We start from the raw sequence: 15,323 nt of genomic DNA, 5'->3' as shown, positions 1-15,323 counted from the left end.
GATTTCCCCCATCGCCTTTGGCACTTCCCCAGGGGGAAGATTGCATAGGTGAGAATTCTCCCCTTGGGGAGAAACCTGAAGGGAGAGGGGGAGTTCTACATATATTCTTAAATCTAATTTTCCCGATAAATTACTTCCAATACCGTTTGCCCAACTGCTTTTAAAGTGTTTTTATTGATGTTATCCATGGTGTCGTCATGTGTGTGCCAATAGTCGCCAAATCCATGTCGGGCTTCAGGGTTGTACTGAATAATGTCTATGCAAGGGAAGTTGCGCAGGTTGGTCACATAAACATGGTCATCGGTAATCCAGCCACCTGCTTCTTTTTTAAAGTGGTAGCCATAGCCCAGATTATGAGCAATATCCCAAATGTGATTAACCAAATCTGGTTGATAGCTCATTGAATGTTGCTCCTTAAAGAAGTAGGCATCAGGTGCACCTACCATGTCTAACAAAATACCATATTTAGCTCGATAGTTAGGCGTGTGAGGATTTTTACCCCAGTATTGTGAGCCTAAACACCAGGTGTCTTCTTTGGGTGCCAGATTGAGGTGGATAGGTTGTCCGTAATCTTCGGCATCAAAGAAGATAATGTCTATGCCGATGTTTGGTTGTGCCTGATTGATTTGACGTGCAATTTCTAATAACACACCTACGCCGCTGGCTCCATCATTAGCACCATCTATGGGTGTGTTGTGCTTGCTGGCATCTTTGTCGTAATCGGCAAATGGGCGCGTGTCCCAGTGTGCGCATAGCATCACGCGCTTTGGCTTATCCAGATTATATTGCCCTATGATGTTTTTAGCCTTTAATACCGTACCGTCAAAAGCAACTACATCAGCTTCCTGAACAATCACATCGGCACCAAAGCGCTTTAACTCATTGGCAAGGTATGTTGCACAAGCAGCATGTTCTTCAGTGTTTGGTACGCGCGGTCCAAAATTAACCTGTGTGGCAATATACTGATAGGCCGAATCGGCATTGAAGATCGGGGTGGCTGCTTTTTGTGATTTGCGCTGAGTTGTTGACTGCTTTTTATTGCTTTTATCTGAGTTACAGCCAAAAAAAAGCAGGCTGGCAATTATTGCCAAACCTGCTATTGTATGTTTCAATGTCATATGCATCGTATTATTTTACGCTCCATTCGAAGCCATCTTTTGTATCTTTAATTTCAACACCTAAAGCCTGAAGCTCATTTCTGATTTTATCAGCTGTTGCCCAATCTTTATTGGCTTTGGCATCCACTCTTAAATTAAGAAGCAAGTTAATGGATTCCGAGAGGAGTTCATCGTTACCTGCAGAATTATTCTCAATATTTACCGATAAACCAAGGATGTCAATTACCATGGCAGACATAAGTTGCTTTAAAACATCAAGGTCCGCAGATGTCAGGCTAGCTTTGCCGGCCAACATGCTGTTGATATTCTTAACGGCATCAAATAAGTGAGCAATTAATATAGGTGTATTAACATCATCGTTAAGGGCTACATAACATTTGTCAGACAGTTCTTTGACGCTAAAGCTTGAGCTATCTGATGCTTCCAATTTATCCAGATTGGTGAAAGCTTCCAGTAATCGTTCCATTCCTTTTTGTGAAGCTTGCAAGGCTTCGTTAGAGAAATCGAGCGTGCTGCGATAATGTGCCTGCATAATAAAGAAGCGCACAGTCATAGGGCTGTATGATTGTTCCAACTTATCATGTTCACCTGAGAACATTTGTTCTAAAGTAATAAAGTTGCCCAGTGACTTACCCATTTTCTGCCCGTCGATAGTAATCATGTTGTTGTGCATCCAATAGCGCGCAGGTGTGTGTCCATTGCAAACGGTGCTTTGCGCTATCTCACACTCGTGGTGTGGGAATAATAAGTCCATACCACCACCATGAATATCGAACTCAGTGCCCAGGTACTTGGCACTCATGGCTGAACATTCTAAATGCCAACCAGGAAAACCATCGCTAAATCGTGAAGGCCAACGCATAATGTGCTCTGGCGCTGCCTTTTTCCAAAGGGCAAAATCAAAGCTGTTGCGTTTTTCGGTCTGGCCGTCCAGTTCACGCGTAGTACTTAACAGGTCTTCAATATTTCTGCCCGAAAGTTCACCGTAATTATTGCTCTCATTGTATTTCTCAACATCGAAGTAAACTGAGCCATTACTCTCATAGGCCAGGCCTTTTGAAAGAATGTCTTCGACGATCTCAAGCTGTTCAATAATATGCCCGGATGCTCGTGGTTCAATACTTGGCTTCTGAATATTCAACTCATCCATATATGACTGGTAACGATTGGTGTAGTGCTGCACTACTTCCATTGGCTCCAGTTCTTCCAGACGAGCTTTTTTAGCGATTTTATCTTCCCCGGTATCACCGTCGCTTTCCAAATGGCCAACGTCAGTAATATTACGTACATATCGTACTTTAAAACCTAAGTGTTTCAGGTATCTGAATAATATATCGAAGGTAATTGCCGGTCGTGTATGTCCTAAGTGAGGATCGCCGTATACAGTAGGGCCGCATACATATAAACCAACGTGATTCTGGTTAATTGGCTGAAACTCTTCTTTCTTTCGAGATAAGGTATTGTATAGAAATAACTTGTTGTCCATGCTTGTTTAAACGTAATTGTCGTGTTTTTAACAAGCTGCTAAATTACAAAAAACTTATCAACTCAAATGATGATTAACCATAAGAAGCTAATATTCATCAGTGAGTTTCGCCTAAAACTCTTCTGTTTTAACCACATTTCCATTTTGGTAGTGGATAACTTTAGTTATTTCTTTACCCTCGTTATAGAAGCAATGCGTACCGGTAAATATTTTGCCATTCACAAAAAAGCCTTGCTTCTCTACTAGTCCATGTAGGTTGTAAATGGTGTGCTTACCTGTTCCTTTAAATGTTTCAGAATGCTTTTGTTCAGTCAATGTCTGCTGTGGTGCAACTTCATCGGTAGTAATATACTCTGTAATAGCTTTGTTTTCCTGAAACTCTCCATTGTTATATACTCTCTCGGTGATTAATTTTCCTTGGTCATCATATATTTTAAGGGTACCAGTTGCTTTGCCTTCGTTCCATTCGCCGGTGTATTTTAGTGTACCATTATCGTGGTAATACTTTTGTGTTCCGGTTCGATTGCCCGATTCATCATAATTCCAATCATAGGCTAGGCGCCCGCTTTTATTGTAGAATTTGTAGTTGCCTTTCCAATGGTTGATGTGCCAGATGCCTTGTTCTGATATCAGGCCATTTTCGTAATAGAATTCAGCCGGACCAATGGCTTTTCCATTTTTATAAGTGATCTTGTGTTTCACTTGTCCACCAGGATAATAGCTCACCCAATAGCCGTCTTTTTTATTGGATTCATATAAGCCTTGTTCTAATATCTCGTCACCACTACTGTTCAGCATAATCCATATGCCTTGTTTATGGTTATGGATGTCGGTGTAATTAATTGTGTCTCCCTTATAAAGTTTATAAGATTGAGCTGCACAAGTAATCCCAAGTGTCAGGTGTATAAATAAAAAAAGGTTTCGCATTACTAAATTATTGGGTGTTTAGTTGCTATAGTTATTCATCAATAGAACTGTTTATACTGTTAATTGTGTAAAAAGGTTATCTTAAATCGGATAGATTTATTTTATACTTTTGGATTGAAAATGTAATTAATGTGTTACATTGGCCTATATGCCTATTATTCCCAATATTTTCAAAAGAATTAAAACCCTTAACCTTAAATAGAAATAACATGGTAAAGAAGAAAAAGAAAAAGCCGTCTCAGAAAGATACGCTAAAACAATTGATACAAGGTTTATTTTATAATAATCCAAAACGTACATTTAACTACAAACAAGTCTCTGCCTTGCTGGAAGTGAGAAAGAAAACAGGTAGACAGAAGGTTCAGATTTTATTAAAAGAGTTATTTGAGTCAGGTTACCTGACTGAAGTAGCATCTGGAAAATATAAATTATTAAGTCGTGGTTCAACCATAACAGGAATTGTAGATATGACTGCTTCTGGTTCTGCTTATGTAGTGCCAGATGAAGATACTGAAGGAGGTGATGTATTTATACCACGTAATAATATGAATCATGCCCTTAATGGCGATCATGTTAAAGTGTTTATGCATGCCCGTCGTCGAAACCGTCAGCCCGAAGGTGAGATTATAGATATTTTGAAACGTAAAAGAGATTCGTTTGTTGGTGTGATGCAGGTGTCGCGCGGTTTGGGCTTTTTGGTGGTTGATGATAGAGTGATGTCGCATGATATATTTATTCCTGCCAAAGGCATGAATGGTGTGAAAGATGGTCAAAAAGCTATTGCGCGCATTGTTGAATGGCCCGAGAGAGCCAAGAATCCAATTGGTGAAATTATTGATGTATTGGGTGATGCAGGTGACCATCATGCCGAGATGCATGCCATATTGGCTGAGTTTAACTTGCCATACCGTTACCCGCAAGAGGTGATTGATGAGGCTGAAACAATTGATGCCACCATATCTGAAGAAGAGATTAAGAATCGAAGGGATTTTAGAAAGATTACCACTTTTACGATAGATCCTGCTGATGCCAAAGATTTTGATGATGCATTATCCATTCAGAAACTCGATAATGGCAACTGGGAAGTTGGGGTTCATATTGCGGATGTAACACATTATGTAGAGCCTAAAACATTGCTTGAGAAAGAAGCCTATGAGCGTGCGACTTCGGTTTATTTGGTCGACAGGGTGGTGCCAATGTTACCCGAGCGACTCAGTAACTTTATTTGCTCGCTTCGCCCACACGAAGAAAAACTTTGTTTCTCAGCTGTTTTTGAGATGGATGATAATGCCAATATTCGTAATAGCTGGTTTGGGCGCACGGTGATTTATTCAGATCGCCGTTTTACCTACGAAGAGGCTCAAGAGGTGATTGAAACAGGAAAAGGTGATTTGTCCGAGGAGATATTGACCTTAGATCGTTTGGCAAAAGAATTACGAGATAAGCGATTTGCTGAAGGTTCGGTTGGTTTTGAACGTGTGGAAGTGAAGTTTAATATCGACGATAAAGGAAAGCCCGTCAGTGTTTTCTTTAAAGAATCGAAAGATGCCAATAAACTTATTGAAGAGTTTATGTTGCTTGCCAATAAAAAGGTAGCACAATTAATAGGAGATAAGGAGATGGATAAGGGACGTAAAGGAAAGGCCAAAACCTTTGTTTACCGAATTCATGATGTTCCAAATCCAGATAAGTTTGAAAACTTCGCATCTTTTGTACGTCGCTTTGGTTATGAGGCCTTACCTAAAGGTGCCGAAACGGTTAGTGCATCACTCAATCGATTATTAACCGATGTGCAAGGTAAGGGTGAGCAAAACCTGATTGAAACACTGGCCATTCGTACCATGGCCAAAGCCATTTATTCAACCCATAATATTGGACATTACGGTTTGGCTTTCAAACACTATTCGCACTTTACATCTCCAATACGTCGTTACCCCGATATGATGGTTCATCGTTTGTTACAGCGTTACCTCGATGGTGGTCGTTCGGTCAATGAAGAAACCTACGAAGAAATGTGTGAGCACAGTTCCGATATGGAGCAACGTGCTGCCGATGCTGAACGAGCTTCTATTAAGTACAAGCAGGTTGAGTTTATGAAAGACCACCTGGGTGAGGAGTTTGATGGAGTGATTTCAGGTGTTACCGAATGGGGTTTGTATGTTGAAATAGTTGAGAATAAGTGCGAGGGGATGATTCCAATCCGTGATTTGGACGATGATTTTTACCATTTTGATGAAGAAAATTATTGCCTGGTGGGAAGGAAATACAACCGGACTTACCAGCTTGGGGAAGCATTAAAAATTGTGATTGCCAATGCTAACCTGGAGAAAAAACAGCTAGATTTTGCTCTTGTGAATGAAAAGGGGTAATTCGACCAAATGGTTCGGCGGTTTTTAATGTACAGATAATGAGGTGTATCAGAAATTGAATTGTAGAATCTATCGTTTTGCTGTTTTGATAAGGCAAAAGTATTTCTATTTTTGTTGATGAGTAATTAATAAAATACATCGGGATGACTATAGGAGTTGCTTACCCTTCAGAAACAAATAGTGATGGGATGCGGGTTGCCATTATTGAGGCAGCAAGGGATTTATTCGCCAAGTTCGGATATAAGAAAACAACCATGGAAGACATTGCTCATGCCTTGCGAAAAGGTAAGAGCTCGCTTTATTATTATTTTAAAAATAAAGAAGAAATCTTTCAGGCTGTGATTGAGCTCGAAAAGGATATCTTGTTTAATGAGTTGAATAAAGTTGTTGATTCGGAGTTAAATCCAAAGGAGAAATTTAAGGAATACGTTATCACACGCATGAAAACCATTCATATGCTTGAGAATTATATGAAGGTGCTTAAAGATGATGCCTTAGGAGTGTATGATTTCTTTGATAAACTGCGTGGCAAAGGAGAAGCCGAAGAAGCACAGCTGTTAACCAAGATGCTGGAAGAAGGGCAGAAAGATGATAGCTTCCAGGTAAAGAATGTACACATGGCAGCTGTTGCCATTGCTATTGCATTAAAAGGATTGGAGGGCCCGCTTTTTCAATCGTCTAATAAATTTGATGATTTTAAAGTGCAGATTGATAATATCTTAAATATTTTATTTTTTGGTATTATAAAACGATAACAGAAGCAAAACATTAACCACCACACAACAACCATATGCCAATTAAAATACCTGATGCTCTGCCGGCGCGTCATGTGCTTGAGAACGAAAATGTTTTCGTTATAGGCGAAACGCGTGCTATGCATCAAGATATTCGACCGCTTAGAATATTAATTTTAAACCTGATGCCTCTTAAGATTGCAACTGAAACACATTTATTAAGGGCCTTGTCAAACAGTCCGTTACAGGTTGAGGTTGATTTCTTAATGACGTCGAGTCATGTGTCAAAAAATACACCCCGAGAACATCTTTTTGCTTTTTATAAAGTGTTTGATGAGGTACGAACCAATAAGTATGATGGTATGATAATTACCGGAGCACCTGTTGAGTTGCTGGACTTTGAGCAGGTCAATTATTGGCCCGAACTAACAGAGATTATGGATTGGAGCAAGGAAAATGTCACGAGCACTTTTCATATCTGCTGGGGAGCCCAAGCCGGATTATATCATCATTATGGTATTAATAAATACCAACTTGAAAAAAAGATGTTTGGTATTTTTAAGCACACCGTTGAGGAGACTGAAGAGCCTTTGATGCGCGGTTTTAATGATTTGTATCATGCACCACATTCGCGCTATACCGAGGTGAAAGAAGAAGAAATTGAAGCGCATTCTGATTTAATCTTATTGTCAAAATCAGAAAAGGCGGGTATTTACATGGTGATGTCTAAAGACAGACGACAAATATTTGTCACAGGACACTCTGAATATGATGCATCTACATTGAAGGAAGAGTATGTGCGCGACATAGCCAAAGGACTTGATATGGAAATTCCGGCCAATTATTTTCCTGATGATAATCCGGAGAATGAACCAATGGTACTATGGCGTAGTCATGCCAGTTTGCTTTATTCGAACTGGTTGAATTATTACGTTTATCAGGCAACACCGTATCAACTCGAACAAATTCAGTAATATGACAAAACTGCTGGCAACCGATCTTGATGGCACCATACTGGCACGAGGCGAGAAGTTCAATAGTGAAGATATTAATGTGTTGAAACACTTGGGTGGTAAAGATTATGTCCGGGTCGTTGCAACCGGGCGAACTTTACAATCGGCTTTTCGGGTTTTACCAGACGATTTTCCAATTGATTACCTGGTGTTTTCTTCAGGAGCAGGCATTTATTGTTGGAAAACCAAGCAGTTATTGTCGACATGTCATCTAGGTTTTGAAAAGACCAAAGCGGTTGTAGAGGTGTTTAAAAAGTTTCATGTTGAATATACACTGCATCATCCAATACCTGAAAATCATTTGTTTTTTCATCCGGAAGGTGATGATGTTCATCCTGATTTTGATCGTTACCTTGAGTTTAATCAGCCTCATGCCGAAGTGATTAATGGGAGTGTTCCTCAGCTTGATTATACTCAGACTTTAGCATTTGTGCCTGATATGAACATCTTTGATGCTATCAAAAAAGAAATATCGGGTGTAAAAGTTGTGAGGGCTACATCACCAATTGATGGTGTGAGTATTTGGATGGAATGCTTTAATCCGTTGGTGTCAAAAGCAAATGGTGTATTAGAGGTGTGTAAACTTGAGCGTGTTAATGCAGCCGATGTTTCTGTTGTTGGCAATGATTACAACGACTTGGATATGCTCAATGCTTTTGCTGGTGCCTACGTGGTCGCCAATGCGCCTGATGAATTAAAAGCAAAGTTTGTAAATCTGGTTGCAATACAGCAGGCACCGCTAGCCGACTGGTTTCAACGTTTTACTTTTTAATTTCAGCCGTCATTGGGTAGCGCGTATTTATCGCATCTATAAAAACAGCTTTGACCGAACCTATCAAAATCTTAGCCTCAACAATGATGGGGATACGATTGGCATCATCGGTTACCCAAACAGTCATGTCTTCACCACTTTTAAATATTGTACCCTCAACCAACAATGGCGAGAATTTCAGGCAGTTGAATTTGCGTCCATCCCTGTTTTTAATGGTTTCTTTGCCCAGATAGCGAATGTAGATATCGTGAATTTCTCCATCAACCACCATGCTAATGGGAATTTTTTCATCAAAAGCGTATTTCGAATAGTCAATATTACGCGCTTTATACACCATGGTGAGTAGGTCGAAAGAGCAATCTGTCCAACTTAGAACAGTGTCACGGGCTTCTTCTTTTTCCTTTTGTATGTTTGCTTTTATCTGACGTTTACTCCTGTCAAATTGATAGAGGTAATTGGCATGGTAGCTTCCTTCATTGGTGACGCGCTTAAATTTATAGGGTTCAAGGTGTAAGGTGTCTACCACTGTTTCAAATGTGTCGCGCACTTTAAATAAAATGTCGTACGATGGGTAAGTGGCTCCATGTGCTTTTAAATGATACGCGGGTTGCTTGTCATGTGTAGCTGATTCAACAGTAAATGATACCTGGCCAGCATTCAACCAGATGAATCCCCAGTTGTAATAGGCATGGTATTTTACTACTTCGCCGGCAGAAAAGGCTGTATTTATGTCGTTACATTGAGCACTGAGTTGGAAACTAACGGTCAGGCAAATTAAGGCTGAGAGAATCTTGTGCATAAGTTCATATTAAAGGCACTGCTCATTCAAAAACAATGCCCTGAAGTCAATCAAGAAAATAGTTTATTTATTGACGTCTCCAATTTTTGCTTCAATAGAAGCGATTTTGCTGCTTATGCGCTCGCCCTTATTTTTTTGAGCATCAATGTTTATTGAGCAATAAACTCTATTAGATACAGGTTCAAGAATATCATAGCTCTCCTGCACTATTTTAAGAGCTTCTTCCATTGTATCTGTTTCAACAGTGGTGCCCATTGGGTTTAGTTTATAACTAACACCACTTTCTTTTATGTGTTTAATTATCTGACTCACATATTGACTAACGCTATCTCCCTTGTCTGTTGGGAACATAGCAAAGTTAAGCAGTACTGACATTATTCTTCTTTTTTCTTTGGTTTACGAAATTGCTTTGAAAACAGATCGACATTAAATGTTTGGGGATCCCATGGCTCTGGTATTATATGATCCCAGTTTTTACGAATATTCAGTTTCATTGGATAGTAAAAGAGCTTTTCTGGTTGCGTACGTTCGTAATAATTACCGCTATCCCATTCTCCATTTTTATTTTCATCAACAACGATACGTAACATATATTCTCCGGGATTAATGTATCGGAAACCTATTTTGCCTGACTTTTGACGTATGTATTTTTGCTGGATAATAATGTCTTTTCGATTGATGAGTTGAACCAACCAGTCACTTTGATGGTTTTCTATATCAACAAGTATCGTCCCGTAACTATCCAATGATTTGACATTGAATTGAACGTTAATTGAATCACTGTTTAATCCGTAAATATCGGCAATGGCAGCTGAATCAATAATCATTTCATATTTTACGCCGGGTTCCCAATTGCTTTTGATGGTGTAGTTAAGAATGGCTTGTTCGTTGTGAATAAACTCAAATTCTTGCTCCTCAGGTATTGTATCTTTGTGGTTGTAAAACGTAATAGCATCGGTTTTGAATTCTGTAGCTGGAGCGGGTAGTGAGAAGTTGAATTGAGAAAAAACGTCTAGTTTGTTTTTTGTGTTTTTCAAGCGAATTGTTGGAATTGGCTCTGGTTCATCATCCTTCTTACGTTTCTTTTTCTTTTTTTCTTTTACCTCAAAAAAGTACATCGCAATGGTGTCTGTTTTTAGGTAAGGATTCTTTAATGAGTCTCTCATCATGTAGCTCAAAGATATCGACAGAGAATCCTGATTGTAATAGGTACTGTCTTGTACCCAAAAAGTAACAGTGTCATTATTCAAAGAACGATCCATCAAGAATACATCTTTCAAATCTTCCTGACCTGTCAAAACCAATTTGGCATCTTCCTCAAGTGGGCGATTAAAATAATAAGTTAGTTTAGCGCGCTCCTTACGTTCTTCCGAAACAAGGTATTGTTCCTTGTAGTCGTGTTGAAACTTAAAAAGTTTAAAGCTGTCAGGAGTATACACTAACTTCTCATAATAATGGACGGAATCCGTTTCTAGCGAATCGATACGAATGGTATCAGCAAAAGTGCGGTATTCAAATGCGGGTTCAATAATTATATCAGACCATGCCATAGCTTCGCCTGGCTGGTCAAACTTATTATTACGGTTGGCATCGTCTAATGCATATATCCGGTATTGGCCAGGGCTTACATTGCGAATATTGAAGCGTCCTAAGGAATTCGTTTTGGCCATTCGAATGGGTACCAGTGTTTGAATGGCTGTGTCGGTCAAATTATTGTGCAGGTATATTAATACCCCTTCGGATGGGGATAAATCATCGGCATCGTATAAATTACCTGATACTTGCAGTGAATCGATGTACTCACCAGTTGAAAATGAGAAAGAATAATTCTCCAAAATATTACCTTCATTATTATCTGCAATGGCATCGGCAAAGTCAAGGGTATAGGTTGTATTGGCTTGCAGATCTTCTTCAAAAGTTACCATCAGCCTGTTTCCTCTGGCCTCAACCACGGGTTGTTCATTTACGGGAGGAGAAACAATAAATTTTGAACGGTAATCTTTGAGCTGAATTAATTCGTCAAATTCGATGTATACAGTTTTCTTTTGATAGTTGAGAGCATTGGCTTCGGGTATTGATTTAATTACAACAGGAGGAGTTTCGTCTTTTAAACCTCCGGTAGGCATTCCTACATTGGCGCAGTACCAGAATAATTGTGAGATAGCAACGATTATGGCTAGTTGAAATATTTTTTTCTTCAAAACGGCTACATTTAGATTCTTCACAAATTTAAATAATAGTTTGTTAGTTTTTAGTTTGAAGTGATTAGTTATTTTTATTTAACACATTCAATAATAAGGAGCACCATAGCATCTACTGAACATCGTCTTTGCTTAAGATGTTACTATTATTCTATTAAAGTACTAATTTTTACGGCTATGTAATTATTTATTTTAGCATGATCTTTGGTAAGAATCAATCGATATCGAAAGCTCATTGCAAGCCGGTTAAAAAATAATAACTTTGCGTTCAGACCCAAAAGTAGACTGTAAATTATGGAAAATACAAATAAATCATCATCGAATAAATTAGCGTACATTATTGGTGGTGTTGCTGTAATTGTGATAGCCGTTATCTTATACCTCTTTTTGAGTAATCGACAAGAGTACAGGGCGGTAGTTGAAGAGATGACAGAGGAGAAATTTCTGTTGACCGAAGAGTTTCAGGATTTAGCTTTTGACTATGATTCGCTGCATAGTAATAATGATACCTTGAACTTAATGCTGGAACAAGAGCGTGAGAAGATTACGCATTTGATTGAGGAAATTAAGACCGTAAAGGCAACCAATGCACGAAAAATAAGAGAGTATAAAAAGGAGTTAACAACTTTGCGAGGTGTTATGCGCAATTTTGTTGTACAAATAGACTCACTTAATAGACGGAATGAGGAGTTGACTCAAGAAAATATCAAATATCGAAAGCGGCACGATGAAATAGCTCAATCGTACAAAGTGCTGGAAGAGGAAAAGAAGAAAGTTGATAAGCAAGTTGAGATTGCATCGCAATTGGAAACACGAAATATTGAGCTTGCTGGTCTGAATTCTAAAGGCAAGACTACCAAAAAGGCACGAAGCGTTGCGAAGATAAGAATGTGTTGCACGATACTTAAAAATGTAACAGCACCCATTGGTGTGAAAAAGGTGTATGTGCGTATTCAGCGTCCTGACGAGGTGTTACTGATTTCTTCAAAAGAAAATGTATTCACTTACGAAGAGCAGGAAATTAACTATTCGGCCAATCGTGAGTTTGAATACGGTGGTGATGATGTTGATATTTGTGTGTTTTATACAGCAGCCGATGGAGAGTTGTTAACCGGAACTTATACCGTTGATGTTTTTGTTGATGGCTTTAATATCGGAACCAGTACTTTTCAGTTAAAGTAAAGTTTTCAAGTTATTAGATGGTACTAAAAACGGGAAGCCATTGGCTTCCCGTTCTTCTTTCCTGACAAGCATAGGTTGTTGTCCGCTTGCCCCTTTTAATTTTGCTGGCTATGCCAACTGCTTTTTTTTAAAGAAGCCCCCATTTGATTCGGATGTGATATAATCGTTATCCTCAGTTGTCGGTGTCATTATCCTGGCCGAAGCTTCAGGAAAGTTTAAAAAGCTTTCGTAAAACTTAACCTGTTCAAAATAGTTAAGTTTAAGCTTTGTTGGACTCATTAGGAACTTACGGGTCCAGAAGTTAACCGGATCATACATGTTAACTACTTGCAAGCCTTTTATTTTTAGAAAATAGTCTAATAAAAGTTCCTTACTGTATTTATCTTTCGTGATTTGACACAATGAATCTAAAATTGCGTGTTTTTCGGTATCTCCATTCGGAAATAGTGTTTTTTCCAGCTCTTTAGCTGCATTTTTCTCAGCCAAAAGAGATAAACCTCTTTTCCAAAACCAAAGGCCAAAGGCCAATAGTGCGAATGTTGTGATAATTAGCGTTGTCATTATTAATATCGTAATGTCTTACATGTTATAGTAAGAGTTGGGTTTAGTTAGCAATTGCCTTTGATGCATTGTAAATCCGCAAATGCAATTCCTGATATTAATACTGACATAAGCCCTAAAGGTTACATTTTTCTTGATGAGATGATATTTTGAGATGATGAACAGATAATAATGAGGTCTGAACTTAACTATTTACTTTATCAGCGGGTAGTTGTGGTAGCCTAAATGTCTGTTGACGACTGATTGATGTTTTATTAAAATTCGGAAACAACTGAAACAGAGGTGTCTTTTTTAGGTTGGATTGGCTTATGTGCTGAAAGTTATGATGTTCAGATGCTCTTTTTGCCAGGTATTCTTGCTCAAATTGACCTGGGGTAGGAACTAACAGCGCATGTTTTTGACAGAAGAATAAATCCATTAGTGTCGAGTAACCTGAGCGACAAACAATGTGTTTCGAATGCTTGATGAGCTTTAGTTGAACGTTTGCTTCGCAATGAGGAAGAATAGTAATGTTGCCAATTTGTTTTGATTCTTTATTGGGCTGACCGCTGAGTATCGTCACTTTTGTATTGCTGTCCTCAAATTGAGTGATGATAATGTCTTCTAGCTGTGTTCGTTGTGGTTCGGGTCCGGATAACATGACTAGTACATCTGCACCTTTTATGTTCGTATCTGGACTGTTGATTGAAAGCCGTGAGCAGATGCCAATGAATCTTGTGTTTTGATGAATGGTTCTTGATAGTGTGCCAGTTAGGTTATTCTTGCTTTGTGTATCTGGAATCCAACATTCGTCAAATCGATTTATCAGTATTCTGCTTATCCAATTAGATAATGGTCTTAGTGGTGCCCATAATCGACCCAGATATGGTTGTGTTTGATGCGTGATAATTACAGATGCAGTCGTAGGATGGTAAAGGCCATATCGATTATCTGAAATAACAAGGTTTATTTGGTGTTTTCTAATTAATGATTGTAGTTTTTTGTGTTCCTCCCTGCTTGCCTTCAATAGTTTATTGGTTTGTAATAACAAGCGAAACCATTGATGAGAGCTTTTTGATAGCCGAACATTAAAGCCAGGCAAATTACACGTGTCAAGCTTTGGAAAAGTATCTTTTAAAATGTCTATTGAAGGCGATTCACCAGCCAAGATCACATAATGCCCCTGTTTGAGCAAGGCATCAACAATGGGAACCAAACGTGTTGCGTGCCCTAAGCCCCAGTTAAGTGGGCTTACTAATATTCGTCGATGTGCTGTTGCTTCACTCACAATACAAATATAAGATAATGAATGAAGCTGCTATGTATTAACCAGAAACAGAAATGTTGAAGCCTTTATTCTTTGCCAGTTGTGCGATTTTATTCAATTCTTCCAGTGGAACTTTCTTTAAAGAATTGTAGGGCGTGTCGCGCTCAATAGTGTAAATCATGACTTTGCTTGGTTTGATTTTATCAAGTGCCCTCAGCCAAGATTGAATGTCTTCTTCTGTTGTATTGTCAATAACCCTACCATTAAGCTCACCAGCTACAAACATGGTTTGAATAATCAATTCTCCATTAAATGCACAAAGTTGGTCAATGGTTTGATTCAAATCAAATGGGTAGTTGGGTTGGTCCAATCGCACGATGGTTTCCTTTAAGCCAGAATCCAGCTTTTGAATATTATCATCAATTTTTAATAAAGCCTCAAATACAGCCGGTTTATGAAGGCGCGATGCATTTGATAGAACAGCAATGCGGGCATTCGTACAATACTTATTTCTTAGCTCAATGGTGTCGTCAATTACACCTGCAAAGTCTGGGTGAAGTGTTGGCTCTCCGTTACCGGCGAATGTAATTACATCAGGTTTTAAGCCATCTTTAAGCATGCTTTCTAATTTGTTTTTGAGCGCCTCTTTAACTTCATCTCGCGATGGCATTGAGCCACTTTTATCACCCAATTCACCATTTAATCCACATTCGCAATATATACAGTCGAACGAACAGATTTTTCGGTTAATTGGTAATAGGTTCATTCCAAGTGATACGCCTAAACGGCGGCTGTTAACTGGCCCAAATACTATTTCATCAAACAAAAACGTAGACATGCTTAATTTTTTTTGCAAAGGTAATGGAATATGGCTAACAAATAACTAAGCTGATGTAAGTCATGGAACTAATGTTT

The 15,323-nt window shown here is 38.8% G+C and carries 14 protein-coding genes; 5 read left to right on the top strand and 9 right to left on the bottom strand.

The window, feature by feature from the left end:
- Positions 1 to 113 precede the first annotated feature (113 nt).
- The 3 genes from JIV24_RS11460 to JIV24_RS11450 form a co-directional block, all read right to left on the bottom strand.
- Positions 114 to 1,118 (bottom strand): M28 family peptidase, encoded by a 1,005-nt coding sequence (locus tag JIV24_RS11460; protein WP_234445802.1) that lies wholly within the window; start codon positions 1,116 to 1,118, stop codon positions 114 to 116.
- Positions 1,119 to 1,128: 10 nt separating this feature from the next.
- Entirely contained in the window at positions 1,129 to 2,604 is a 1,476-nt protein-coding gene (gene cysS / locus JIV24_RS11455) for a cysteine--tRNA ligase (protein ID WP_200465179.1), read from the bottom strand.
- A gap of 111 nt (positions 2,605 to 2,715) precedes the next feature.
- Positions 2,716 to 3,531 carry a toxin-antitoxin system YwqK family antitoxin gene (locus JIV24_RS11450; protein ID WP_200465178.1) on the bottom strand — a complete coding sequence of 272 codons (816 nt, stop codon included), beginning with the start codon at positions 3,529 to 3,531 and terminating at the stop codon, positions 2,716 to 2,718.
- A gap of 209 nt (positions 3,532 to 3,740) precedes the next feature.
- Here JIV24_RS11450 and rnr point away from each other — a divergent pair, with 209 nt between their 5' ends.
- The 4 genes from rnr (at position 3,741) to JIV24_RS11430 (ending at position 8,419) form a co-directional block, all read left to right on the top strand.
- On the top strand, positions 3,741 to 5,900 hold the full coding sequence (gene rnr, locus JIV24_RS11445; protein WP_200465177.1) for a ribonuclease R: 2,160 nt from the start codon (positions 3,741 to 3,743) through the stop codon (positions 5,898 to 5,900).
- A 143-nt stretch (positions 5,901 to 6,043) separates the two neighbouring features.
- Positions 6,044 to 6,655 carry a TetR/AcrR family transcriptional regulator gene (locus JIV24_RS11440; RefSeq protein WP_234445801.1) on the top strand — a complete coding sequence of 204 codons (612 nt, stop codon included), beginning with the start codon at positions 6,044 to 6,046 and terminating at the stop codon, positions 6,653 to 6,655.
- 35 nt (positions 6,656 to 6,690) lie between these two features.
- Positions 6,691 to 7,608 carry a homoserine O-acetyltransferase MetA gene (gene metA / locus JIV24_RS11435; protein WP_200465176.1) on the top strand — a complete coding sequence of 306 codons (918 nt, stop codon included), beginning with the start codon at positions 6,691 to 6,693 and terminating at the stop codon, positions 7,606 to 7,608.
- A gap of 1 nt (position 7,609) precedes the next feature.
- Positions 7,610 to 8,419 carry an HAD hydrolase family protein gene (locus tag JIV24_RS11430; RefSeq protein ID WP_200465175.1) on the top strand — a complete coding sequence of 270 codons (810 nt, stop codon included), beginning with the start codon at positions 7,610 to 7,612 and terminating at the stop codon, positions 8,417 to 8,419.
- Here JIV24_RS11430 and JIV24_RS11425 read toward each other — a convergent pair.
- From JIV24_RS11425 to JIV24_RS11415, 3 genes are all read right to left on the bottom strand, one after another.
- Positions 8,409 to 9,218, bottom strand: coding sequence for a DUF3108 domain-containing protein (locus JIV24_RS11425; protein ID WP_200465174.1), 810 nt, complete (start codon positions 9,216 to 9,218; stop codon positions 8,409 to 8,411). The genes JIV24_RS11430 and JIV24_RS11425 overlap by 11 nt on opposite strands.
- Before the next feature lie 63 nt (positions 9,219 to 9,281).
- The gene (locus JIV24_RS11420) at positions 9,282 to 9,593 is read right to left on the bottom strand and encodes an MTH1187 family thiamine-binding protein (RefSeq protein WP_200465173.1); all 312 of its coding nucleotides are present in this window, start codon (positions 9,591 to 9,593) and stop codon (positions 9,282 to 9,284) included.
- Positions 9,593 to 11,419: an Ig-like domain-containing protein gene (locus tag JIV24_RS11415; protein ID WP_200465172.1), complete on the bottom strand. Its 1,827-nt coding sequence runs from the start codon at positions 11,417 to 11,419 to the stop codon at positions 9,593 to 9,595. Before JIV24_RS11415 ends, JIV24_RS11420 begins: the two co-directional genes overlap by 1 nt.
- A gap of 294 nt (positions 11,420 to 11,713) precedes the next feature.
- On the opposite strand from JIV24_RS11415, the gene JIV24_RS11410 reads away from it, so the two are divergent.
- A complete protein-coding gene (locus JIV24_RS11410) occupies positions 11,714 to 12,601 on the top strand; it encodes a hypothetical protein (protein WP_200465171.1) in 888 nt (295 codons plus the stop codon).
- A gap of 108 nt (positions 12,602 to 12,709) precedes the next feature.
- Here JIV24_RS11410 and JIV24_RS11405 read toward each other — a convergent pair whose 3' ends face one another.
- The 3 genes from JIV24_RS11405 to JIV24_RS11395 all read right to left on the bottom strand — a co-directional run bounded on the left by JIV24_RS11405 (position 12,710) and on the right by JIV24_RS11395 (position 15,246).
- Complete coding sequence (locus JIV24_RS11405; protein WP_200465170.1) at positions 12,710 to 13,162, bottom strand: hypothetical protein; 453 nt, start codon at positions 13,160 to 13,162, stop codon at positions 12,710 to 12,712.
- A 184-nt stretch (positions 13,163 to 13,346) separates the two neighbouring features.
- Entirely contained in the window at positions 13,347 to 14,429 is a 1,083-nt protein-coding gene (locus JIV24_RS11400; RefSeq protein ID WP_200465169.1) for a glycosyltransferase family protein, read from the bottom strand.
- A 37-nt stretch (positions 14,430 to 14,466) separates the two neighbouring features.
- Complete coding sequence (locus tag JIV24_RS11395; RefSeq protein WP_200465168.1) at positions 14,467 to 15,246, bottom strand: radical SAM protein; 780 nt, start codon at positions 15,244 to 15,246, stop codon at positions 14,467 to 14,469.
- Positions 15,247 to 15,323: the final 77 nt, after the last annotated feature.

Source organism: Carboxylicivirga marina (assembly GCF_016612505.1).
Taxonomy (GTDB): Bacteria; Bacteroidota; Bacteroidia; order Bacteroidales; family Marinilabiliaceae; genus Carboxylicivirga; species Carboxylicivirga marina.
The sequence above is the reverse complement of the archived record's forward strand: the minus strand, read 5'-3'. Positions and strand labels throughout refer to the sequence as shown.